General features: G+C 66.8%; 25 protein-coding genes. 13 read left to right on the forward strand and 12 right to left on the reverse strand.

The genetic code is table 11. The features are described from left to right. Positions 1–4: 4 nt before the first annotated feature. The 3 genes from AC1DWU_RS22080 to AC1DWU_RS22090 are packed head-to-tail and all read right to left on the reverse strand — an operon-like array spanning position 5 to position 2,119. Positions 5–574, reverse strand: coding sequence for a uridine kinase family protein (locus AC1DWU_RS22080; protein ID WP_477152173.1), 570 nt, complete (start codon positions 572–574; stop codon positions 5–7). After that, positions 571–1,140: a nucleotidyltransferase family protein gene (locus tag AC1DWU_RS22085; protein WP_477152174.1), complete on the reverse strand. Its 570-nt coding sequence runs from the start codon at positions 1,138–1,140 to the stop codon at positions 571–573. Before AC1DWU_RS22085 ends, AC1DWU_RS22080 begins: the two co-directional genes overlap by 4 nt. Then, entirely contained in the window at positions 1,127–2,119 is a 993-nt protein-coding gene (locus AC1DWU_RS22090) for an XdhC family protein (protein ID WP_477152175.1), read from the reverse strand. Before AC1DWU_RS22090 ends, AC1DWU_RS22085 begins: the two co-directional genes overlap by 14 nt. A gap of 109 nt (positions 2,120–2,228) precedes the next feature. On the opposite strand from AC1DWU_RS22090, the gene AC1DWU_RS22095 reads away from it, so the two are divergent. After that, positions 2,229–2,534, forward strand: coding sequence for an acylphosphatase (locus AC1DWU_RS22095; RefSeq protein WP_477152176.1), 306 nt, complete (start codon positions 2,229–2,231; stop codon positions 2,532–2,534). A 3-nt stretch (positions 2,535–2,537) separates the two neighbouring features. Here the strand turns inward: AC1DWU_RS22095 and AC1DWU_RS22100 are convergent, their stop codons facing one another. The 3 genes from AC1DWU_RS22100 to AC1DWU_RS22110 are packed head-to-tail and all read right to left on the reverse strand — an operon-like array spanning position 2,538 to position 4,625. Continuing rightward, entirely contained in the window at positions 2,538–3,161 is a 624-nt protein-coding gene (locus AC1DWU_RS22100; protein WP_477152177.1) for a glutathione S-transferase family protein, read from the reverse strand. After that, positions 3,154–4,017 carry an aromatic ring-hydroxylating dioxygenase subunit alpha gene (locus AC1DWU_RS22105; protein WP_477152178.1) on the reverse strand — a complete coding sequence of 288 codons (864 nt, stop codon included), beginning with the start codon at positions 4,015–4,017 and terminating at the stop codon, positions 3,154–3,156. The genes AC1DWU_RS22100 and AC1DWU_RS22105 overlap by 8 nt, the downstream gene beginning before the upstream one ends. Then, entirely contained in the window at positions 4,014–4,625 is a 612-nt protein-coding gene (locus tag AC1DWU_RS22110) for a Rieske 2Fe-2S domain-containing protein (protein WP_477152179.1), read from the reverse strand. The genes AC1DWU_RS22105 and AC1DWU_RS22110 overlap by 4 nt, the downstream gene beginning before the upstream one ends. A 287-nt stretch (positions 4,626–4,912) precedes the next feature. Between AC1DWU_RS22110 and AC1DWU_RS22115 the strand changes: the two genes are divergently transcribed. The 9 genes from AC1DWU_RS22115 to AC1DWU_RS22155 all read left to right on the forward strand — a co-directional run bounded on the left by AC1DWU_RS22115 (position 4,913) and on the right by AC1DWU_RS22155 (position 13,520). After that, positions 4,913–6,016, forward strand: a complete 1,104-nt coding sequence (locus AC1DWU_RS22115; RefSeq protein ID WP_477152180.1) for a BMP family ABC transporter substrate-binding protein — start codon at positions 4,913–4,915, stop codon at positions 6,014–6,016. Positions 6,017–6,221: 205 nt separating this feature from the next. Continuing rightward, positions 6,222–7,337, forward strand: coding sequence for an ABC transporter permease (locus AC1DWU_RS22120; protein WP_477152181.1), 1,116 nt, complete (start codon positions 6,222–6,224; stop codon positions 7,335–7,337). After that, positions 7,338–8,255, forward strand: a complete 918-nt coding sequence (locus AC1DWU_RS22125) for an ABC transporter permease (RefSeq protein WP_477152182.1) — start codon at positions 7,338–7,340, stop codon at positions 8,253–8,255. It begins immediately after the preceding gene. Positions 8,256–8,265: 10 nt separating this feature from the next. Next, positions 8,266–9,282, forward strand: a complete 1,017-nt coding sequence (locus AC1DWU_RS22130; RefSeq protein WP_477152183.1) for a formamidase — start codon at positions 8,266–8,268, stop codon at positions 9,280–9,282. Beyond that, positions 9,279–9,998, forward strand: a complete 720-nt coding sequence (gene biuH / locus AC1DWU_RS22135; RefSeq protein WP_477152184.1) for a biuret amidohydrolase — start codon at positions 9,279–9,281, stop codon at positions 9,996–9,998. The genes AC1DWU_RS22130 and biuH overlap by 4 nt, the downstream gene beginning before the upstream one ends. Next, on the forward strand, positions 9,998–11,512 hold the full coding sequence (locus tag AC1DWU_RS22140) for an ABC transporter ATP-binding protein (RefSeq protein WP_477152185.1): 1,515 nt from the start codon (positions 9,998–10,000) through the stop codon (positions 11,510–11,512). The genes biuH and AC1DWU_RS22140 overlap by 1 nt, the downstream gene beginning before the upstream one ends. Before the next feature lie 246 nt (positions 11,513–11,758). Then, positions 11,759–12,424 carry a cysteine hydrolase family protein gene (locus AC1DWU_RS22145; protein WP_477152186.1) on the forward strand — a complete coding sequence of 222 codons (666 nt, stop codon included), beginning with the start codon at positions 11,759–11,761 and terminating at the stop codon, positions 12,422–12,424. Then, the gene (hpxZ, locus tag AC1DWU_RS22150) at positions 12,424–12,804 is read left to right on the forward strand and encodes an oxalurate catabolism protein HpxZ (protein ID WP_477152203.1); all 381 of its coding nucleotides are present in this window, start codon (positions 12,424–12,426) and stop codon (positions 12,802–12,804) included. Before AC1DWU_RS22145 ends, hpxZ begins: the two co-directional genes overlap by 1 nt. A 74-nt stretch (positions 12,805–12,878) precedes the next feature. Next, complete coding sequence (locus AC1DWU_RS22155) at positions 12,879–13,520, forward strand: GntR family transcriptional regulator (RefSeq protein WP_477152187.1); 642 nt, start codon at positions 12,879–12,881, stop codon at positions 13,518–13,520. A 200-nt stretch (positions 13,521–13,720) separates the two neighbouring features. Here AC1DWU_RS22155 and atzF read toward each other — a convergent pair whose 3' ends face one another. Next, entirely contained in the window at positions 13,721–15,436 is a 1,716-nt protein-coding gene (gene atzF, locus AC1DWU_RS22160) for an allophanate hydrolase (protein WP_477152188.1), read from the reverse strand. A 305-nt stretch (positions 15,437–15,741) separates the two neighbouring features. Here atzF and rsgA point away from each other — a divergent pair, with 305 nt between their 5' ends. Continuing rightward, positions 15,742–16,746: a ribosome small subunit-dependent GTPase A gene (rsgA, locus tag AC1DWU_RS22165; protein ID WP_477152189.1), complete on the forward strand. Its 1,005-nt coding sequence runs from the start codon at positions 15,742–15,744 to the stop codon at positions 16,744–16,746. Positions 16,747–16,779: 33 nt separating this feature from the next. On the opposite strand, the gene AC1DWU_RS22170 is transcribed toward rsgA, so the two are convergent. After that, complete coding sequence (locus tag AC1DWU_RS22170; RefSeq protein WP_477152190.1) at positions 16,780–17,283, reverse strand: winged helix-turn-helix transcriptional regulator; 504 nt, start codon at positions 17,281–17,283, stop codon at positions 16,780–16,782. Positions 17,284–17,470: 187 nt separating this feature from the next. Between AC1DWU_RS22170 and AC1DWU_RS22175 the strand changes: the two genes are divergently transcribed. Continuing rightward, on the forward strand, positions 17,471–18,691 hold the full coding sequence (locus tag AC1DWU_RS22175; RefSeq protein ID WP_477152191.1) for an MFS transporter: 1,221 nt from the start codon (positions 17,471–17,473) through the stop codon (positions 18,689–18,691). Between the two features lie 279 nt (positions 18,692–18,970). Here AC1DWU_RS22175 and AC1DWU_RS22180 read toward each other — a convergent pair whose 3' ends face one another. The 4 genes from AC1DWU_RS22180 to lhpI form a co-directional block, all read right to left on the reverse strand. Further along, positions 18,971–19,228 (reverse strand): hypothetical protein, encoded by a 258-nt coding sequence (locus AC1DWU_RS22180; protein WP_477152192.1) that lies wholly within the window; start codon positions 19,226–19,228, stop codon positions 18,971–18,973. Between the two features lie 140 nt (positions 19,229–19,368). Further along, complete coding sequence (locus AC1DWU_RS22185; protein ID WP_477152193.1) at positions 19,369–20,262, reverse strand: dihydrodipicolinate synthase family protein; 894 nt, start codon at positions 20,260–20,262, stop codon at positions 19,369–19,371. A 113-nt stretch (positions 20,263–20,375) separates the two neighbouring features. Then, positions 20,376–21,107: a GntR family transcriptional regulator gene (locus AC1DWU_RS22190; protein WP_477152194.1), complete on the reverse strand. Its 732-nt coding sequence runs from the start codon at positions 21,105–21,107 to the stop codon at positions 20,376–20,378. 5 nt (positions 21,108–21,112) lie between these two features. Then, positions 21,113–22,048, reverse strand: a complete 936-nt coding sequence (gene lhpI / locus AC1DWU_RS22195) for a bifunctional Delta(1)-pyrroline-2-carboxylate/Delta(1)-piperideine-2-carboxylate reductase (protein ID WP_477152195.1) — start codon at positions 22,046–22,048, stop codon at positions 21,113–21,115. A gap of 114 nt (positions 22,049–22,162) precedes the next feature. Between lhpI and AC1DWU_RS22200 the strand changes: the two genes are divergently transcribed. Beyond that, positions 22,163–22,981: a transporter substrate-binding domain-containing protein gene (locus AC1DWU_RS22200; RefSeq protein WP_477152196.1), complete on the forward strand. Its 819-nt coding sequence runs from the start codon at positions 22,163–22,165 to the stop codon at positions 22,979–22,981. Positions 22,982–22,983: the final 2 nt, after the last annotated feature.

The following is a 22,983-nucleotide window of genomic DNA, read 5'->3' on the forward strand; positions in this document are numbered from 1 at the left end:
ATGGCTATTGGCCGGCGCCGCGCCCGACTACGAGGTGGTCGGCGCGCCGCTTGGGCTCGGTCTGCATGTAGAGTTCGACGCTGGGCAGGAACAGGTCGCGCCATTCGCGCTCCCAGTCGCCGACGCCGCGGGCGAGGGAGGAGGAGAGGGTGGTGGTGGCATCGCTCTCGACCCAGAGACGCAGGTTGTAGAGTGGCGCCAGCTCGGGGTGGAGGGACGATACGCCCTCGACGATCACCGGGCCATCCGGGCGGATCTCGCGGTGGTCGTCGCCGATCCGGGCGGTGCTCCAGTCGTAGAGTGGGATGCGGATCGTCTCGCCGCGGGCAAGGGTTCGCACGGCGTCGAGGAATTCGTCGTAGCGGATGTAGCTGAACGGGAAGGCGGGAACGCTCCGACCGCGCCATTCCGCTTCCGGTCTCACGAAATCATCGAGGTAGAGGCATTGCGCGCCGAGCGCGGTCTCGAAGCGGTCGGCGAGGGTCGACTTGCCGGAGACCGGCAGGCCATCGATGGCAATGAGGCGCGTATCGGGGCGGCTGGCGATCGCCACGGCTTGGTCGAAGTCGATCATGTCCGGGTGAAATCCTCCGGGGTGTCGAAGTCCTGGGCCAGTTCGGGCGGCGCCTCGATCAGGGTGGCTTGCGCGAGGAGGTGGCGGGCGCCGTGGTCGCCGGAGAGCGCTGCCAGTTCGGCGAACAGCCGGCGGGTGAACATCGCGGGTGGGCTGCGGGTGCCGGCGAAGACCGTTGCGGCAGTGTCGCTGGTTGCCGCTGCTGCGATCAGGCGCAGCAGGTGGTCGCCGGTGACGTTGGGCATGTCGGCGAGGCAGACGAGGAGGGCGTCGGCCCCGAGGTCGAGGGCGCGCTGGGCGCCGAGCGCCAGGGACGAGGCCATGCCGCGCTGCGGCTCGGGGTTGAGGATGAGCTCGAAGCCGCGGGCGCGGAACAGGTCGGCGCGCGCCGATGGTTCGGGCGGGCAGACGGCGAGGCGATACGCTAGGGGCATCGCAGCGAGGGTGTCGGCGATGTGTGCTGCAAGCGGCTTGCCGGCGAGCGGATGCAGCAGCTTGTCGCTGCCGAAGCGGCTCGAGAGGCCGGCGGCAAGGACGACCGCGGCGATGGTGCTATCGCCGGTCAAGCTGGGCGCGGATGGCTGAGATTTCGGAGAGCACCGAGAGGGCCAGCATGCCCGGATCGCGGGCGCGATCGATGAGCCCGATCGGGCCGCGGATGCGGTCGATCGCCGGCGGTGGCACACCCATTGCGGCCAGCCGCTCGCGGCGCATCTGGTGGGTGCGCACGCTGCCAAGGGCGCCCAGGTAGAACCCGCCGGCAGTGGCAGAGCGCGCCAGGATGGTGTTTTCCCATTCGTGCTCGTGGAACAGCAGCACTGTTGCCGTCCATGGATCGATCGGCAATTCCATTGGTTGGCTCGGGGTCTTGAGCAGATCGACAGGCACATCGAGGCCGGCGAGTGCCAGTGCAGAGCTCTCGTCGGGGGTGACGAGATGGAGGTCGAACTCCGCGGCCGTGCTGACGCGGGCCATGACCTCGAACTCGGGGCCGCGGCCGACCAGCAGGAGACGAGTGCGGGGCTGGTAGCGGCGGATGAAAAGGCCGTCGTGCCAGCCGGTGGGCGCGGCGCTTTCGACGATCGCAGCGCTGGATCGGGGCGGGTCGAACGCGATGGAGAAGGCCTCGCGGCGTTCGAAGCGCTGCTGTGCAGCGGCCAGCAGCTCATCGGACGGGGAGGCGTGCAGCAGCAGGTCGACGCCGCCGCCGCACGGGAAGCGGATATCGATGAAGCGGGAGCCCTTGCCGAAGCGGAATACCTGGTCCTTGCCGGCCGCAACCAGCGGGGCGAATTCGGCGGCGATGGCCGGCTCGACGCAACCGCCCGAGACATGGCCGAGATGCCGGCCATCGGCCAGCACTGCCATGTTGGTGCCGATCGCCTTGGGCGCGCCGCCGTCAATGGCGGATATGCTGACCAGGGCGCCGGGAATGCCCAGCGCGCGGGCGCGGGCCAGAAAGACGAACGGCGCCATCTCGCGGTTCATCCCCGCGAAGGCAGCGGGCGCGAGAGTCGTTTCGGCAGAGACCTCCTCGGCCAGCATTCGCTCCTCCAAGCGTCAAGGCGCGCAGTCTAGGCTGAGATGGGCTCGCGGGCCAGACGCTGGTGGAGCGCGGTTCGACGGCGCGGGTGAAAGTCGATAACATCTGAGCATGCGTAACGAGTACTCCACCGATGTCGAAGGCGGCGCCCCCGTGAGCCGGCGCTATGCGATCAGCGGCCGGATGGAGGTTGCGGCCTATCTCGAGTTCGTGGCGGAGCGGGCGCGCTGGCTCGATATCCGGGGCTGGGTGAGCGCCGATGGTTCGGATGTGACGCTGGTGGCGGCGGGGCCGGAAGCCCTGGTCGGTGCGCTGGAGATGGCGTGTACGCTCGGGCCGCTCGATGCGTTGGTCGAGACGATCGATGCAGTGGACGAGGCAGGGCCGGTGGGGAACGGGTTTCAGGTTCGGCGTTAGCGCTCAGAAGTAGTCCGGAATGCCGGGCATGCCGACGAAGCCGGGGAGTTTCCTGACCTGGCGCTGCCAGAGGTTGATCGCCGGGTAGTCCTCGTGGCCGATGCCGGCGTCGTGGCTCAGCGCGACATAGGGGAACATGGCGATATCGGCGATGGTCGGGTGGTCGCCGACGATCCACAGCTTGCCGGCCTGGGCGCGATCGGCGAGGTGATCGTCGAGGAGGCGGAGGGCGGCGCGGCCTTTGGCCTGCAAGGTGGCGAGGTCGCCGGGATAGTTCAGCATGCCGATCGTGCGAGCGGCGGAGACGGCCATCAGCTCGCCGCCGGCGAAGCTCATCCACATCATTATTGGGCCGAAGCGGTCGTCACGCGGCAGCCACTGGCCTGAGGTGTCGTGCTTGTTGGCGAGGTGGGCGAGGATGGCCTGGGCGTCGCGGAGGACTAGGCCATCGTCCTCGAACACCGGGAGTTGGCCGAGCGGGTTCAGGGCAAGGAATTGGGGGCGCTTGTGCTGGAGGCCGGGGAAGAAGTCGACGGCTTCGACCTCGTGGGCGACGCCGAGCATGCTGAGCAACAGGCGCACCTTGTAGCAGCTGCCCGAGAGCACGTAGTCGTAGAGCTTAGGCATGCGCGATATCTGTCCGGGGTTCGGTGCCGAAGCGGAGCTGCTTCTCCTTGAGCCAGCGGCGATAGAGCACCGAACTGAGGTCGGCGCGGGTCGGGGTTTCGCGGCCTGGCTGCAGCGGCAGCAGCGACGGGCGCTGGTTTTCGAGCACGATCTTGTCCTGCACGAAGATCATCTGCTGGAAGGCGCTGAGCTCGGCATCGGTGCTGGTCTCGTCGATCACAAGCATAAAGGCGTGCGCCACCGACACCGCCTCATCCACCGGCTGGACGAACAGGGCGATGACGTCCCAGCGGTTGGGCGCGGTGGGCGGGGTCTTGTAGAGCATGACGTTGAACGGGCTGACCACGCGGTACATGTACTTGCTGATCTGGCCCTCGTCGGAGGCGGCCGCGGCCTTGGGCTGGTAGAACTCGCATTTGGTGGCCCACAGCTCGTCGACGTCGCGGCGCTGCTCGACATCGTACTTGGCGACTTCCGGGTGCTCTTCGGAGCCGAGGATGTCGGTATGGACATAGGGAAAGTGGGCGAGATCGAGGAAGTTCTCGACCAGCCGCAGGCCGGAGGCGCGGACCCGGACCGGGCCGCAATAGATGCGGCGGCGGTCGGGTTCGAGGCTTTCGGGCAGTTCGAACAGGCCGCGTTCGGGGGTGCCGAAGCTGGTCCACAGGTGGTCGTAGTCGGCGCGGACCGGCAGGGTGCGGCCGGCAGCGCGGACTTCGACGCCATCGGCGAGGCGGCGGACAGTGAGGTCTTCACCGAGTAGGCGCGAGGGGACTTCGGCGCCCATTGGGAAATCCTGCAGCGCGCCGAGCGTGTACCACTGGTCGAGCGCGGCCTGATCGTCGGTGAGGCTCATGCGGCGGCTCCCTGTTCGACACTGTTGCGGAGGGCGCGGAGGTGCGCCGTAGCGGCGGCGATGTCGGCGGCGCTGGTGATGGCGGCATGGAGCATGGTCTTGTTGGCGTGCACCCGGTGCCAGCCTATGTGCAGGGTTTCGCCTGCGAGCGGGATGGTGACCACTGGGGCTGCGTCGGTGCCGGCGAGGGCTCCGAGGACGGCTGCCGGGGCGGCTTCGACGGCGAGGCTGACCACGGGAGCCAGCTCGGGCAGGGCGGGGGGCACATCGGCGGTGTCCGCGCTCATCCAGATCATGCCACCGGTTTCGGCTGCGGCGTAGGCGTTGGCGCGGATGGTGGGCGGTACCGTCAGGTCGGGGTGGGCGGGGATGCGGAGGCATTGCGAGCCAGAGCCGTATTGCCAGCCGTGGTAGAGGCAGTTCAGCGCGTTGTCGCGCACGAAGCCGAGGCTCAGGCGCATCCCGCGGTGCGGGCAGCGATCCTCCCAGACATGGGCTACGCCATCGGCGCCGCGCCAGATGACGACCTCTCGGTCGTCCACGATGACGGCGCGGGTGACGCCGATCGGCACGTCGCGACCCAGGGCAATCGGTATCCAGGCGGCCATGGTTCGAAACGAGCCTCGTTAGCAGTTATCAACGCATTGTATGCAACACGCCGGTGCATGCCTAAATCGTAGGCAACTGCGAACGCGATGCGAAGTCATTAAGCATTCATCCCTGCCGCCGGGCAAGCCGAATATTGGGCCGGTTCTGCCCAACCAGCTGAAATTGCTGGCTGAAAATCTTCGGCGCGCGGCGATCTCGCCTTGGCACATGGTTTGCATTGACTCCCTCGGATACCGGCGCTGGGCCGCGAGGCGGCGCCCAAAGGTGCAATCCAGGGGAAGACGTCATGACATTCAACGCTATCTCTCGCCGCACACTGCTCAAAGCCGGCGCAGCCGGTTTTGCCGCGTCGGCGCTGCCGTTCGGGATCGCCAAAGCACAGACCAGTGTCGTGCTCGGCATCGTCTATGTCGGGCCGAAGGACGATTTCGGCTGGAACCAGGCGCACGCCGTTTCGGTGGAGTCGCTGAAGGCACTGCCGGGCATCACGGTGGTGGAAGAAGAGAACGTGCCCGAAACCGACGCCGTGGCCAAGTCCATGGAGTCGATGATCAACCTCGATGGCGCCAACCTGATCCTCGCCACCTCGTTCGGCTATTACAACCCGTTCGTCGTCGACATGGCGAAGAAGTATCCGGATGTGACCTTCCGGCATGCGGCGCCGCTGTGGAACAAGGACGCCGACCCGAAGAACGCCGGCTCGTATTTCCCGTACCTCAACCAAGCGCACTATGTGAACGGCGTCGCTGCCGGCTTGTCGTCGGGCGGGAAGATCGGGTTTGTGGCGGCGAAGCCCATTCCGTCGGTGCTGTCCAACATCAACTCGGTGCTGCTCGGCGCGCGGTCGGTGAACCCGAACGCTACGGTGCAGGTGATCTTCACCGGCGAGTGGAGCCTGCCAGTGCGCGAGGCGGAAGCCACTAACGCGCTGGTCGATGCCGGCTGCGAAGTCATCACCTGCCACGTGGATAGCCCCAAGGTGGTGATCGAGACCGCCGAGGGCCGCGGCGTGAAGACCGCCGGCCACAACGCCTCGCAGGCTCCGCTGGCGCCCAAGGGCTTCATCACCGGCGCCGAGTACAAGTGGGAGACGATCTACAAATCCTACGCCGACGACATCGCGGCCGGCAAAACCCCGCCGAACTTCCTCGTCGGTGGCTACAACAACGACATGTTGCGCAACACACCCTATGGCGCAGGCGCGACGCCCGAGGCCATCGCGGCGGCCGATGCGGCGATCGCGGCGCTGGTCGCGGGTGCGCCGATCTACAAGGGCACGCTCAAGGACAATGCCGGCAACGTCGTGGTCGACAAGGACTACGACAATTACGACCCGTATCTCGACGGCATGAACTGGCTGCTCGAGGGCGTGCAGGGTTCGATCACCTGAGGCTCCAGATCGGAGCGTGTGGCTTACCCCCCACCCTAGCTCCGCTGGGCCGCGTTGCGGCTAGCTGCGCTACCCTCCCCACAAGGGGGAGGGAGGCGCAAGAGCCGGGAGATAAGGCACTCCGAAGCAGCAGTCGTCTCCCTCCCCCTTGTGGGGAGGGATCAAGGGTGGGGGTGGCCCCACCCTCCGGCCAACGGAGCAGTGCATGACCGTTCAGACCGCCGACACCACAGCCATCCCGGCCAAGACCGGATCGAACATGCAGTTGCTCCGCTTCGCGGAGTCCCTCGCCATTCCGGTTGGTGCGGTGATCGTCTCCGGGCTGATCTTCGCGGTGTTCCTGCTGATCATCGGCAAGGATCCGCTGACGCTGTACGGGCTGATCTGGACCGGTGGGTTCGGTTCCTCGTTTTCCATCCAGAATTCGCTGCAGCGCGCTGCGCCGCTGATCCTGACGGGGCTCGCGTTCGCCATTCCGGCGCGGATCGGGCTGACCATGATCGGTGGCGAGGGCGCGCTGGTGCTGGGCGGGTTCACGGCGGCGGCGATTGCCATTCCGCTGGTTGCGAACGCCGTGCCGGTGCCGGTGACGCTGCTGATCATGGCGGCGACCGGCATGCTGACTGGCGGGCTGTGGGTCGGGTTCACCGGCTGGCTCAAGTATGCGCGCGGGGTCAACGAGACCATCGCCTCGCTGCTGATGAGCTACATCGCCATCGCCATCATGAATTTCTTCGTCGAGGGGGCGCTGCGCGATCCCGCCTCGGCCAACAAGCCCTCGACCATGCCGATCGGCGACGCCTACCGCGTCGGCTCGATCCCCGGCACCGACGTGCACTGGGGCTTTGCCGCAGGTGTCGTGCTCGCCATCGTGCTCTGGGTGCTGATGAGCCGCACGACGTTTGGTTTTGCCGCCCGGATGACCGGCGGGAACCTCAGGGCAGCACGGGCGCAGGGCCTACCGGTTGGCTGGCTGATGGTGGTCTGCTGCGCTATTGCGGGCGCCTGCGCGGGGCTGGCGGGCTTCTTCGAAGTGGCGGCGATCCATGGGCAGGCCAATGCTTCGCTGGTTGCCGGCTACGGCTTCACCGGCATTCTCGTCGCCTTCCTTGCACGGCAGAACCCGCTGGCGGTCATTCCGGTCGCGATCCTGTTCGGTGCTCTGGCCGCGGCGGGCGGGGTGATCCAGCGGCGGATGGGGATGCCCGATGCGACCATCCTGGTGCTGCAGGGCATCATGTTCGTGGTGCTGCTGGTGTCCGAGACGTTCTACGGCCGCTTCAAGATTTTCCAGCCCAAGGCCACGGGGGACCGCACCTAAATGGACAACGCGCTCGTCACCGTCCTCATCGCCATGCTCGGCGGCGCCATCCGGGTCTCAACGCCCTTCATGTTCGTGGCGCTGGGCGAGACGCTCACCGAGAAATCCGGCCGTATCAACCTGGGGCTCGAGGGTAACCTCGTGCTCGGCGCGATGGTCGCCTATGCGGTGTCCTATCTTACCGGCAATGCCTGGCTGGGCGTGCTCGCGGCGGGTGGCTCCGGCCTCTTCCTCGGGGCGCTGCATGGCTATATCTGCAAACTGCCCAAGGTGAACGACATCGCCGTCGGCATCGCCATGATGAGCTTCGGTACCGGTATCGCCTTCTTCTTCGGCAAGCCCTTCATCCAGCCTACCGCGCCGCGGCTCGACGCCATTCCGCTCGGCGATTGGACCGGCAATCCCGCTCTGGCGCAGGCGCTGCAGGTCAACCCGCTGTTCTTCGTCGGCATCGCGCTGGCGGTGTTCATGTTCTGGGCCTTCAAGAACACCAAGTGGGGCCTGATCGTGCGGATGACCGGCGACAGCGCCGCGTCGGCCAAGGCGATGGGTGTGTCGGTCGACCTGGTGCGGTTTCTCGCGACGGCGGCGGGCGGGTTCCTCGCCGGCATCGGTGGCGCGTTCCTGTCGCTCTACTATCCGGGCAGCTGGAACCAGGGGCTCAGTTCCGGGCAGGGGCTGATGGCTGTGGCGCTGGTGATCTTTGCGCGCTGGGACCCGATCAAGTGCATCTTCGCGGCGCTGCTGTTCGGCGCGGCCGGCGCCATCGGCCCGTCGCTGCAATCGATCGGCATCTCGCAGGGCTACTACTTCTTCAACGCCGCCCCCTACATCCTGACGCTGACCATCATGATCATTTCTGCCGGCTCCAAGGCCTCGGCGAGGGATGTGCCGGGCGAACTGTCGATCACCAAATAGGAGCGTCACGATGAGCGGCCTGGGCGGTCTCAACAAATCCGACAATGGCGTGGTGATCGGGCTGGTGCAGCTGCAACTGCCGGTGGTGGTGACGCCGGCGGATCTCGCGGCGCAGACGCAGCGTATCGTCGACATGGTCGGCAAGGCGCGGCGCAATCTGGGCACCACGGACCTCGTGGTGTTCCCCGAATACGCGCTGCACGGGCTGTCGATGGACACCAACCCGGCGATCATGTGCACGCTGGATGGGCCGGAAGTCGCTGCGTTCAAGGCGGCGTGCAAGGCCAACGCCATCTGGGGGTGCTTCTCCATCATGGAGCTGAACCCGGGCGGCAACCCCTACAATTCCGGGCTGATCATCGACGATCAGGGCGAGCTGAAGCTCTACTACCGCAAGCTCCATCCGTGGGTGCCAGTCGAGCCATGGGAGCCGGGTGATCTCGGCATCCCCGTCATCGACGGGCCGAAGGGTTCGAAGCTCTCGCTCATCATCTGCCATGATGGGATGTTCCCCGAGATGGCGCGCGAGGCGGCATACAAGGGGGCCGAGGTCATGCTCCGCACCGCGGGCTACACCGCGCCGATCCGGCAGGCCTGGCGCTTCACCAACCAGGCCAATTCGTTCCACAACCTGATGGTGACGGCGAACGTCTGCATGTGCGGGTCGGACGGCACGTTCGACTCGATGGGCGAGGCGATGATCGTCGATTTCGACGGCACAATCATCGCCGAGGGCGTGACGGGCCGGGCTGACGAGATCATCACCGCCGAGGTGCGGCCCGACCTGGTGCGCGAGGCGCGCGCCAACTGGGGCGTCGAGAACAACATCTACCAGCTCGGCCACCGCGGCTTCACCGCCGTCGAAGGCGGCGCGCAGGACTGCCCGTACACCTTCATGCACGATCTCGTTGCCGGGCAGTACCGGCTGCCGTGGGAAGCGAGCGTCAAGGTCACGGACGGGACGCCCTCCGGCTTTGCCAAGCCCACACGCCGCTACGGCGAGAAATTCCAGGAGGCCGCAGAATGAGCCTTGCCGACGAACGGATCGACGCTGCCTTCCTGCCCGGTGGCAAGACCATCGCCTCGACGCCCTATCCGTGGCCCTATGACGGGGATCTGAGGCCCGACAACACGGTGCTTGTTGTCATCGACATGCAGACCGACTTCTGCGGACCCGGTGGCTATGTCGACTCCATGGGCTACGACATCTCGCTGACCCGTGCGCCGATCGAACCGCTGAAGCGGCTGTTCGAGGCCTTTCGGGCCAAGGGTTACCCGATCATCCACACCCGCGAGGGACATAAGCCCGACCTTTCGGACCTGCCCGCCAACAAGCGCTGGCGCTCGCAGCGGATCGGGGCTGGCATCGGCGATCAGGGGCCGCAGGGGCGCATCCTGGTGCGTGGCGAGCCGGGCTGGGAGATCATCCCCGAGCTCGCGCCGCTGCCGGGCGAGGCGATCATCGACAAGCCGGGGAAGGGCTCGTTTGCCTCCACCGATCTCGAGCTGATCCTGAGGCTCAAGGGTATTCGCAACATCGTGCTCACGGGGATCACTACCGATGTGTGCGTCCACACCACGATGCGCGAAGCGAACGATCGTGGCTTCGAGTGTGTGCTGCTCGAGGATTGTTGTGCCGCGACCAAGTACGACAACCACCTCGCCGCCATCGACATGATCAAGATGCAGGGCGGGGTGTTCGGCGCTGTTTCGACCTCTACCGCGCTGATGGAGGTGCTGTGATGGAAGGTCGCGCTCCGTCGCTCGAAGCTATCGGGATGACCAAGATCTTCGGGCCGCTGGTGGCGCTCGACGATGTGTCGATCAAGGTCGAGGCGGGGTCGTTCCATGCGCTGCTCGGCGAGAATGGTGCCGGCAAGTCGACCTTGGTGAAGTGCATCATGGGCTTCTACAGCGCCGACAAGGGGCAGGTGACGCTCGACGGCAGGGAGGTCTCGATCAAGTCGCCGCGTGACGCGCGAGCCAATGGGATCGGCATGGTCTACCAGCAGTTCACGCTGGTGCCGTGCCTGACGGGGGCGGAGAACCTCGTCATCTCGCGCGCCGATGCGCCTGCGATCATCGACTGGGCGAAGGAGAGAAGGCACCTCGACGCCTTCATGGAGCAGATGCCGTTTCGGGTGCCGATGAACACCCAGACCAGCCAGTTGTCGGCCGGCGAGAAGCAGAAGCTCGAGATCCTGAAGCTGCTCTACCTCGACCAGCGCTTCATGATCCTCGACGAGCCGACCTCGGTGCTGACGCCGGGCGAGGCGGACGAGATGCTGGGGCTGCTCGGCGGTATGGCGGACCGCAAGGAGATCACCGTGCTGATGATCTCGCACAAGTTCCGCGAGGTGAAGGCGTTCTGTGACCACTTCACCGTGCTGCGGCGGGGTCGCTTCACCGGGGCGGGTGACGCCAAGGCGGTGAGCGTTCCCGACATGAGCAACATGATGATCGGCGACACTAAGATCCTCGAGCGCGCGTCGCGGAAGAAGCACAATGAGGGGGCCGACCGGCTGGAGCTGGCCGGACTGTTCGCCGAGGACAATGACGGGTTGCCGGCGATCAAGGCGGTGAACCTCAAGGTGAAATCGGGCGAGATCGTCGGTATCGCGGGGGTCTCGGGCAACGGGCAATCGGCGCTGGTCGAGGCGCTCTCGGGGCAGCGGCCGCTGTCGGATGGCGCGATCTTCATCAACGGCGAGCAGTTCCAGCCGAAGCGCGGTGCGTTCGATCGCTACAAGGTGTTCGGGTTGCCCGAGGAGCCGCTGAAGAACGCCACGGTGCCGCGGATGAGCGTGGCCGAGAACCTGGCGTTCCGTTCGTTCGACAAGCCGCCGGTGGCCAAGCTCGGCTGGTGGATGTCGCCGGGGCCGATGCGTGAGAAGGCGAAAGAGCTGATCGCCAAGTACCGGGTGAAAACGCAGGGGCCGGATGCACCGATCGAGACGCTGTCGGGCGGCAACGTGCAGCGCGCGGTGCTGGCGCGGGAGCTCAGCGGCGATGTCGATGTGCTGATCGTCGCCAACCCCTGCTTCGGGCTGGATTTCGCTTCGGTGGCGGACATCCGCAGCCAGATCATGGAGCAACGCAACCGCGGCGCGGCGGTGCTGCTGGTGAGCGAGGACCTCGACGAGATTCTCGAACTCGCCGACCGGGTGGCGGTGATGAGTGGCGGCACGATCAACTACGTGTCGCGCATCGAGGACACCGACCGGAATACCATCGGTCAACACATGGCGGGACACTGAGATGGACGCTGTAGCCGCGACAGGGCAGACGAAACCTCGGGTTTGGGGCGGAAGCTGGCGGCGTGCAGCGCCGGGTGAGGGGGCCTTCAATTGGGTCCGTGGCAGGGTGCGAGGCCCCCTCACCATACTGTTTGGCGGGATGGAGCGCACCAGCCTCTCACCGCACCGCCAGTGGCACGTCGGCCCCCCCGACTACCTCGCCATCCACATCCCCTGCCGCGGCTCCTTCATCGTCAGCGTCCGCCAATGATCTCTGTTCCATCGCGGCCCTATCCCTACGAGCTCGACCCGGCGCACACCGCGCTGGTGGTGATCGATATGCAGCGCGATTTCATCGAGCGGGGTGGGTTCGGGGACTCGCTGGGCAACGACGTGGCGCGGCTCGAGGCGATCATCCCGACGACGGCGGCGCTGATCGGGCTGTTCCGCCAGCAGGGCTGGTTGGTTATCCACACACGCGAGGCGCACAAGCCGGATCTCAGCGACTGCCCGCCCTCGAAGATCCGGCGCGGCAACCCGCGCCTTCATATCGGGGAGACCGGGGCCATGGGGCGGCTGCTGGTGGCGGGGGAGCCGGGGAACCAGATCGTCGAGGCGCTGGCGCCGGTGGATGGGGAGATCGTTATCGACAAGCCGGGAAAGGGGATGTTCTGGGCTACCGGCATCCACGAGCGCCTGCAGGCACTGGGAGTTACGCACCTGGTGTTTGCCGGGGTGACGACGGAGGTCTGCGTGCAGACCTCGATGCGCGAGGCCAACGATCGCGGCTACGAGTGCCTGCTGATCGAGGATGCGACGGAGAGCTATTTCTCCGAGTTCAAGGCGGCGACGCTGGCGATGATTGCGGCGCAGGGCGGCATTGTCGGCTGGGTGACGTCGCTGGCGGCGTTGCGGGATGCGGTCTCGGCGTGATGATCATCAACGATCCGGCTGTCGTTGCCGAGGTGGAGGCGGTGTTCGCGCGCTATGAGGCGGCGCTGGTGAGCAATGACGTGGCGGTGCTCGACGAACTGTTCCTCGATAGCCCGGTGACCATCCGCTACGGCATCGGCGAGAACCTTTATGGCATCGAGGCGATCCGGGAGTTCCGGCTGTCGCGGCCATCGGCGGGGCTGTCGCGGCGGCTCGAGGAGACGGTCATCACCACCTATGGCCGGGACGTCGCTACGGCCTCGACGTTGTTTTACCGCGACGATGCGCCTGGCAGGGTTGGACGGCAGATGCAGACGTGGATACGGATGCCGGATGGCTGGCGTGTCGCCGCGGCGCATGTCAGCGTCATCGACGACTAGAGCGCTTTCAGGAAGAGTTGCAGACTTTTCCGGTTCGGAAGCGCGCCAAGAAGCGACTGAGACTAGAGGGGACTATGCTGAAACGCACCTCCGGCGAGGAAATTCGCCGCGTGCTGGCGAGCCGCATCATTGCCGGCGAGCTGGAGCCGGGCACACCACTGGACGAGACGCTGCTGGCCGGTGAGTTCGCGGTGTCGCGCACGCCGGTGCGCGACGCGTTGCGGCTGCTGGCGGCGAGCGGGCTGGTGGACCAGAAGCCGCATGCGCGGGCGCTGGTGGCGAAGCCGGCGCCGGCGGAACTGGCCGGGATGTTCGAGGTGATGGGGTATCTCGAGGCGCTGTGCGCCGGGCTCTGCGCCGTGATGATGACGGCTGCGGAACGGGACGCGCTCGATGCACAGCACAGCGCGATGGCCGGTATCGTCCGGGCCGGCGACGCGACGGGCTATGCCGAGGCGAACGACGCGTTCCACACGGCGATCTATGACGGAGCGCACAATGGCTACCTGCGCGAGATCACCGTTTCGACGCGGCAGCGGTTGCAGCCGTTCCGGCGGGCGCAGTTCGGCGCGCGTGGGCGGCTGGCGCAGTCGCATACCGAGCACGGGCTGATCGTCGAGGCGATCTTGCGCGGGGATCGGGGTGAGGCCGAGGCGGCGATGCGGCAGCATATTGCGATCGTCGGCGATGCTTATGAGCGGTTGAGCCGGGGATAGTGCAGAACAGCCACAGCGGTGTGGGAGCGCCTTCTCCCCTTGTGGGAGAAGATGCCCGAAGGGCGGATGAGGGGGTGTCTCCGCGCACACCGTCGTTCGTCGCTACGCTCCGATCGCCCAACCTCAGGTTGCGGACCCCTCATCCGGCGCTGCGCGCCACCTTCTCCCACAAGGGGAGAAGGTAGACCGGTGGGTCACCGCTAGACTGAGGCCTTGGCCAGGAACTTCCGCCAGCCGCCGAATTCCGAGATATCGCGTGCACCGTTGACCGCCTCGGCTTCGACGAGGAAGCCTTTGGCGGTGGTGCCGTCGGCGAAGCGCAGGGTGCCGATGCCGAGGGGGGCGGGGATTTTGGCGACGAAGGCGCCGAAACAGGCGGGGTCGAGCGACCAGACTTCGGTGGCGATGGCAGTGCCGGTACCGGCGGCGACGCGGAGGAGGCCGGGTTTTGGCGGGGTGGTGCCGGGAAGGGCGAACAGGCGGTAGTCGGGTGCGGTGTCGGCGGTGCGGATGAAGCCGCCGCCCAGCGCGGTCAGTTCGCCGTTGAGGGGTAGGCCGGAGAGATGGGCGCCGACCACCGCGATTTCGATGCGGCCGGGGTTGGCGCGGGCGGGAGCGGCGACGGCTTCGCCGATCAGCGCAGCGCCGAGACCGGCGAGGTGGCCGTCGCTGTTGGCGCGGCCGATCAGCGTGATGCTGCCGCGCAGGCCGTCACTGCGGGTGCCGGTCGGCACGGCGATGGCGGCCATGTCGAGCAGGTTCACGAAATTGGTGTAGCTGCCGAGATTGGAGTTGAGGGTGATGGGGTCGGCGTTGAGCTCGGCGACGGTATAGGCGCGTGGCACGGTGGGCACGGCGAGGCAATCGAGGTTGGCGAGGAGCGGCGCCACGGCGCGCTTCAGGTCCATCAGCTTGTAGGTGGCCTCGAAGGCGGAGACCGCGGTGAGGCCGCGCGCGCCTTCGATGATCGTTCGCGTCACCGGGTGGAAGGAGACGGGGCTGGTTTCGAGCAGGCGCTTGGTGGCGGCGTAGCGCTCGGCCACCCACGGGCCTTCGTAGAGCAGGCGGGCGACGGCGTGCAGCGGCTCGAAATCGAGCTCGACGATTTCGGCGCCGAGGCCGGCGAGGCGCTGCAGGTCTTCGGCATAGGAGGCCTCGGCGGCGGAATCGCCAAAGAACTTGCGCTGGGCCGGGATCGGCACGCCGATGCGCGGGTGGGGCGACGGCGCCGACAGCGTGGGGGCCGGCAGCTGCCGCGAGTAGGCGTCGGCGGCGTCGTAGCCGGCCGCGACTTCGGCAACGCGCATGGCCATGGCGATGTCGCGGGCGAAGATCGAGATGGTGTCGAGGGTACGGCAGGCGGGGACCATGCCGGTCGCGGACAACAGGCCGAGGGTCGGTTTCAGCCCGACGATGCCGTTCATGCCGGCGGGGATGCGGCCGGAGCCCGCGGTGTCGGTGCCGAGGGAGAAATCGACGATGCCAGCGGCGACGGCGACGGCTGAGCCGGAGCTCGAGCCGCCGGGGATGAGATCGGGGCGCTGCACGTTGCGCGGCACGCCGTAGGGCGAGCGCACGCCGACGAGGCCGGTGGCGAACTGATCGAGATTGGTCTTGCCGAGGACGATGGCGCCGGCTGCCTCGAGCCGGGCGACGACGAAGGCGGAGCGCTCGGGCGAGTAGGTGAAATCGGGGCAGGCGGCGGTGGTCGGGAGGCCGGCGGCGTCGATGTTGTCCTTGACGGCGAAGACCAGGCCGAACAGCTGCTTGCCGGCAGGGCCGGCGGCTTCGAGTGCCTGGGCTTCGGCGAGAGCGCTGGCCTCGGATTTGAGGCCGATGAACAGCGCGCTGTCATCGTATTCACGCAGTGCCGCAAAGGCACGCTGCACTGCTGCGACGGGAGAGATCTGCTGCAAGGGGTGGTCCTCGATGCTCGTCCAAACATCATGCACAGATTTGGAGCGTCGCCCACCCAGATGTGTGCATTGATGTCGGCGTAGCGACATTTATGCGCAGGATTGGCGCGTGGGCACAGAATGCCCTCGATATGAGCACAGTCGAGCGATTGACGAAGCGGCGGGCACTCGCGAGCCGGCTGGCGAGATCTGACCGGCGAAACTGCAGGATCCGGGTGGGACTGGGTTGGCGGGCGTGGTAGCTTCGCACCCGCCCCATCTGGCGGCGGGATCGGGCGCCGCTGGGCGCAATCAAAGGGACACGGATGCGGGATAGCGAGGCCAGCCGGTTGTTGCAGAGTCTGGGCTGGTCGGAGTTCTTTGACGAGCAGATCGAGGCTGACGAAACCGCGCTGATGCCGCGGCGCATCGCGTCGGTGCATCGTACCGAACTCGAGGTGATGCTGGAGGGTGGGTCGGGCGCGCTGGGACTGCCGCCGCGCACCAATACCGGGGATTTCGCGGTCGGGGACTGGGTGCTGGTTGACCCGCTGAGCGGGTTGCTGACGCGTCGGCTCGAGCGCAGGACATTGCTGCAGCGGACCGGTCAGGGGCGGAGGGTGCCACAGCTGGCGGCTGCCAATGTCGACAGCTTGTTCATCGTGACCTCATGCAATGCCGATTTCAACGTTGCGCGGCTCGAGCGCTACCTTGCGTTCGCCAACGAGGCCGGGACGGCGCCGGTGATCGTGCTGACAAAAGCCGACGTCGCGGACGATCCGGCCGAGTATCAGCGGCAGGCGGCCGAGTTGCAGCGCGACCTGCCGGTGGTGACGCTGAACCCGCGGCTTGCCGGTGCAGCGAGCATCCTGTCGGAATGGTGCGGGCCGGGGCAGACCGTGGCGGTGGTCGGCTCGTCCGGCGTGGGCAAGTCGACGCTGGTGAACTCGCTGGTCGGACGAGGTGCGGTGCAGGAGACCGGCGCGGTTCGCGAGCATGACGCCAAGGGGCGACACACCACCACGTCGCGCTCGATGCATCCGATTGCGGGTGGGGGCTGGGTGATTGACACGCCCGGCATACGCTCGCTGCAACTGAGCGACGTGGCCGGCGGCATCGGGACGCTGTTCGCCGAGATCACCGAGCTGGCGCCGCTGTGCAAGTTCCGCAACTGCACGCACAGCCATGAACCGGGCTGCGCGGTACAGGCGGCGATCGCGGCGGGAACGCTGGACGCCGATCGGCTGGCGCGCTGGCGGAAGCTGCAGACTGAAAACAGCGGCAACTCAGGGCCGCAGGCGGGATCGGTGTCGGGACGCGGCAGGCGTTGAGGGCGGCCGTGGCGGTGTTCCAGCCGGCACGGGTCAGGGGCTCGTCTCGCCCTCGGCGAGCGCGGCCTCGGCGGTGCGAAAGGCCTGCTGCAGTTCTGCATGCACGGAGCGGGTGGTGGCGGGGGCGCCGAGGTGGAGGTGGCGCAGCTCGGCCATGAAGTCGGCCCACATCGGCGGTCCGCCCTGTTCGAGGGCGATCGAGCGGGCCGCGAACAGCGGTGATGCGGGCAGGAACTGCGTGCCCCAGGTGCCGAGCGCCGCCATTACCGGCACCAGCGCGATCGATTTCTCGGTGAGGCTGTAGATGGTGCGCTGCTTGTGGCCCGGATCGGCCGCGGCGGTGATCATGCCCTCCTCAGTCAGGCGCTTCAGGCGATCGGCGAGGATGTTGGTGGCGATACCCTCGAGGGAGTTGCCGTGCAGCTCACCATAGGTGCGCAGGTTGCCGAACATCATGTCGCGCAGCACTACGAGGCTCCAGCGGTCGCCGAGCACCTCGACGGATAGGTTGATGGGGCATCCCGATCGCAAATCCACAGCTGCTCTGCTCCGACTTATCCACTTGCAGTTTACAAGCAGTTTTGACCTGGGTATACCACTTGCATAATACAAGTAGTTGTGAAGCCGACCGCCTGCGGTGGTGTCGATACGAAATTGTCAGCCGTATGTCGAAACGCTCGCCTGCCATTCGTCTAGATGGCAGAGTCGTCCGGAGGAACCGAGAATGAACAGTCGTTATGGTTGGGTCATCGTCGCTGCGGGAGCGGTGATCACCTGTGTGGCGATGGGCGCGATGTTCGCGCTGCCCGTCTATCTGCAACCCATTGCAGAAGAGACCGGCTGGAGCCGTGCCGGTATTTCCGGCGCGATGACCATCGGCTTTATCGTGATGGGCGTGGCGGGGTTTGGCTGGGGGACGCTCAGCGATCGCATCGGCGCGCGGCCGGTGGTGCTGATGGCCGCGGCGCTGCTTGGGCTGGGCCTCGTCATCGCCAGCAACGCCAGGGAGTTGTGGGTGTTCCAGTTCGCCTATGGTGGGTTGGTCGGCGCTTCGGGTGGGGCGTTCTTTGCGCCGATCATTTCGACCACGCTGGGCTGGTTCGACAAGAACCGCAGCCTTGCGGTGTCGCTGGTTTCGGTGGGCGGCGGCGTAGCGCCGATGGTGATCACCCCGTTCGCGGGCTTCCTCACCGAGGGCTATGGCTGGCGCAGCGCCATGCTGTGGATCGCGATGGGCGCGCTGATCGTGATGATTCCGGCGACGTTGCTGATCCGCCGGCCGCCAGCGGTTGTCGATGCTCCGGTTCCCACCGCTGGTGGGGCAGCGCCGCGCAAGCAGTCGGCGGCCTGGTCGGCGCTCAAGACGCCGCAGTTCATCGTTCTCGCCGGGACCTTCTTTCTCTGCTGCGCTGCCCATTCGGGGCCGATCTTCCACACTGTCAGCTATGCGATGATCTGTGGCGCGTCGCTGGGCGCGGCGACGCTCATCTACTCGGTCGAGGGGATCGCCGGGCTGTTCGGGCGGCTGTTGTTCGGCACGCTGGCGGACCGGATCGGGGTGCGCAAGGTGATCGTGGGCGGCCTTGCGCTGCAGGCGGCCGGCATTTTCGCGTACATCTATCTCAGGGAAGTGTCGCAGTTCTACATGCTGGCATCGGTACTGGGTCTCGCCTATGGCGGCGTGATGCCGCTCTACTCGGTGCTGGCGCGCGAATATTTCAGCCCGCGCGTCATGGGCACGGTGCTGGGCGCCGCGACCATGACTTCGAGCATCGGCATGGCCTTCGGCCCGGTGGGCGGCGGCTGGCTCTACGACACGTTCGGCACTTACCAGTGGCTCTACATCGCCTCGGCCGCCGTCGGCCTCGCCGCCGCCGGTATGGCGCTGGCCTTCCCGCCGGCCAAGAAGGCCGACGACCAGCAGGGCGATCTGCAGCCAGCCTGACCCTCAGGGCACGAACGGGCCCTCGTTCCCCCGTTCGTGCAACCCCCTACGTAGTTAACGAGGGGATAACGGCGGTTCCGACAGGGTAGCTGGGCAGCAGGACGGGGGCTCGGCAGCATGCAAGGATTGCGGTTCGTTATTTCTCCAGGTCGAGACACCTGGACGCTCAGCGTCGGGCGGACGGTGCTCGGCTATCACCGCAGTTCGGAGAAAGCGCTGCGGGCCGCGGTCGACATGGCCAAGCGCACGCGCGGCGAGAATTTCGTGATGCTAGAAACCCTAGACGGCAACCTGGAGCAGTGCTGGCCGGCGTGACACGCGCCGCCGGGACTGTCCGGTGAGGGCACGAATCTGCCAGCCGGGGAACAGGATCGCGAGCTTCATGGCGGTGGCAATCGAGGTTCGGATGATCCGCACTTCATGGCGAGGCGAGAGGCTGACGATCCGCAGCGCGGGCTGCGTGGTCAGGGCGTTGGCACTGAACATGGTCAGGCGCCAGGCGTCGCCCTTGGGCATGTGAATGATGTAGTCGCGCATCGCCGTCCTCCATACGACAACGGCGAGGGTAACCTGTCGCGCCTGAATGGCCGCTGACAGCGCAGCAAACGCGAGCACACCGACGACGAGACGGTGCTCATCGTCGGACGGCAGGGCCGCTACCGCGGTGGCCTGACGGCTCAGTAGGCGGGCAGTTCCGGGCGGGTGGCGAGGGCGGTGTTGACGATGCCCTCGATGCGGGTGCGGTCGGCGCCGGAGATGGGCTTGCGGGGCAGGCGGACGCGCTCGTTGGAGCCGATCACCAGGGCCTCGACCAGCTTGATGTTCTGCACCAGGTAGGTCGACACATCGAGGTCGAGCAGCGGGCGGAACCAGCGATAGATCGCCAGCGCCTCGGCCTGGCGGCCCTGCTGCATCAGCTTGTAGATGGCCACGGTTTCCTTGGGGAAAGCCACGACGAGGCCGGCGATCCAGCCGACTGCGCCGACGGCCAGGGCCTCGAAGGCGTAGTTATCGACGCCGGTGAACACCGCCATCTTGCCCTGCAGCTTCACCACCGCGTCGGTGGTGCGGCGCAGGTCGTCGGAGCTCTCCTTGACGGCGACGAAGCGGCGGTCTTCGGCCAGCTCGAGCAGCATGTCGTTGGTGACGTCGACGCGGTAGGCCAGCCGGTTCGAGTAGACCATGATCGGCAGGTCGGAGGCCTCGGCCACGGCACGGAGCGAGGCGAGGGTCTCGTCGCGGTTGGTGTGGTAGACGGTCGAGGGCACCACCATAAGGCCGGACGCGCCGGCCTTGGCGCCGCGCTCGGCGAGGATGCAGGCTTCACGGGTGCCGGCCTCGGCGATGGTGAGCAGGGCGGGGCGACCGGCGGCGGCTTGCTGCACGGCGCGGAAGACGTCGAGCCGCTCGTCGTGGCTCAGCATCGGGCCTTCGCCGAGCGAACCGCAGGCGATCAGCCCGTCAACGCCGGCATCGATCTGCAGCTTGAAGCAGCGCTCCATCTCCTTGAAGTCGAGCGCGCCCGATTCGGTGAATTTGGTGGTGACTGCCGGGAGTATGCCTTGCCACATGATCGCTGGGTTCCGTTGGGACTGGCGAGGGTGTTAGCAAAGATTATGCAGTTTGTCGACAATCACTGTACAACGCAAACTGCGACGTCTGCGCGCGGCAGATTGGCTTGGGATCAGGGCTCGTAGGTGACGTTCAGATCGGCGGAGTTGCGCTCGCTCATGTAGCGCAGGAAGCGCTGGTGCACTTCCTCGGCGTGCTCGTGCGCCAGCCGCTCAGCCAGCGCCTCGTCGCGCGCAGCGATGGCGGCGATCTGCTCGTCGTGGGCGTCACGCAGGCTCTCGGGCAGGCTGTCGCCGTAGGAGCGGAAGTAGAGCCGCAGGGTGCGGCGGCCCTCATCGAGAATGCGGCGGTAGGTGTCGGTGAGGATGCGATTGCGGCCGGCCGCGGCCATGGCGAGGTGCAGCTTGGCGTTCTGGGTGATCATGCCGAGTGCGTCGTTGGCGATGACGCGGCGGCGGAACTCCTCGTTGGCGGCGCGGATGGTGACGAGGTCTTCCTCGGTGCGGAAGCGGGCGGCGAGGCGGAACACGGCACGCTGGATCAGGTCGAGCGCGTCGACATAGTTGGGGAACTCGTCGAGGTTCAGCGGCGTCACCACGGTGCCCTTGTTGGGGACGGTCTGCACGAGGCCATCGGCCGCGAGCCGCACCAGCGCTTCGCGCACCGGCGATCGGGAGACGTTGAAGCGCTCGGCGAGGTTGGCTTCGTCGATCAGCTGGCCGGGGCGCAGCTCCAGGGACAGGATCTCGTCGCGCAGGCGCTCGAACACTAGGATGGCGCCGAAGCCGTGCGCCGGTTCGCCGGGGGTAGGGGCCTTGATCCTCTTGGTCCGCTTGGTGGCCATTGCACTCAGTCCTTGTCTCCGGCCGCCGCGACGAGGCGCGCCGCAGCCAAATCCTCTATCGCTGCACCCACCGATTTGAACAGGGTGATTTCATCTGCCCGGGTGCGACCGAGGTGGGCGCCGGTCACCAGTGCCGCGAGGTCGGCGGCGACGTCGGTCCAGGCGAAGCGGGCTTCGGTTATGGCGTGGAGCAGGTCGCCTGCCTCGGCCTGCGCGCCGCCCAGCGTATCGATGAAGACCGTCGAGCGGGCGACCGCCACCGAATCGGTTTCGCGCATCTGCGGAGTGAAGGCGCCGACGAGGTCCAGATGGGTGCCCGGGCGCAGCCTCGCGCCGCGGATCAGTGGTTCACGCGAGAGAGTGGCCGCGGAGACGATGTCGGCCACGCCGAGCGCCTCGTCGAGATCGTCGACCACCTGCGCGCCGGTTTCGGCGGCGAGGGCGCTGGCCTGTTCCGGCCGGCGGGCCCAGATCAGCACGCGCTCGATCGGGCGCACCGTGCGGTGTGCCTCGATCAGCAATCGCGCGAGGCGGCCGGCGCCGACCATCAGCAGGGTCGCGCTATCGGGGCGCGACAATTTCGCCGACGCCAGCGCCGAGGTGGCGGCTGTGCGGCGGGCGGTGAGCGTGCCGCCGTCGATGAGCGCCAGCATCTGCCCGGTGCGGCCATCGAACAGGACGTAGGCGGCACTGACGGCGGGCAATCCGAGCGTGCCGTTGGAGGGGAAGATGTTGGCGAGTTTCACCCCGTAATGCTCGCCTTCGATCCATGCCGGCATGATCAGCCCAGTGCCATCCATGGCGCCCGGAACGGCGATCGTGTGGATGTGGCGGTCGGGCGCGACATGCGGCGAAGTGAAGGCTTTTTCCAATGCTTCCAGCAGCTTGGCCCAGGGGGTTGCTGCCGTAACTGCCGCTGCGTCGAAGCTGCGAAACGTCATGAAATCCCGCCTGTCGAGGGTAGCTTGCCACATTGCATACAGTTTGCCTACTATGTCGCATGGATGCCGGCAATCCTGCCGACCCTCATCCTAGAGGAACTGGGGAGTTAACGAATGAAGTGGACACCGCTGGTTGCGACAGCAGCCTTCCTGACCATGCTCACGGTACCGCCGGCCTTTGCCGACAAGCTCGACGACATCATCGCTTCGGGCGTGCTGCGCTGCGCCATCGTGCTGGATTTCCCGCCGATGGGATCGCGCGATGCGAGCAACAACCCGATCGGCTTCGACGTCGACACCTGCAACGATCTGGCCAAGGCGCTCGGGGTCACGGCCGAATATGTCGAGACACCGTTCCCGGACCGTATCCCGGCGCTGGTTTCCGGTCGCGCCGACGTCGGCGTCGCCTCGACCTCCGATACGCTCGAGCGTGGCAAGACCATCGGCTTCTCGATTCCGTACTTCGCCTTCACCTTCAACGTGGTGACGCGCAAGGATGCCGGGATCGACTCCTATGACAGCCTCAAGGGCCACAAGGTCGGCTCGACTTCGGGCACCTACGAGGCGATCCGCCTCGAGGACGACGTGAAGAACTGGGCCGATCCGGCGGGCACCTTCCAGGCCTTCCAGTCGCAGGCCGACGTGTTCCTGGCGCTGTCGCAGGGCGCGATCGACGGTACCGCGGTGACCTCGACGGTTGCCTATGCCACTGCCAACGACCCGAACTTCTCCAACCTGATGGTCGGCGGCGCGGCTCCCTATGCGATCGACTACGTGTCGCTGATCTCGCTGCGCGAAGAGTATGGGCTGATCAACTACCTCAACCTGTTCGTGAACCAGCAGATCCGCACCGGCCGCTACAAGGAGCTCTACAACAAGTGGATCGGGCCGGGCGAGCCGCCGAACCTGTTGATCCCGGGCGTCTACTACTAAGC

The organism is Devosia sp. P2_G7 (assembly GCF_056403495.1).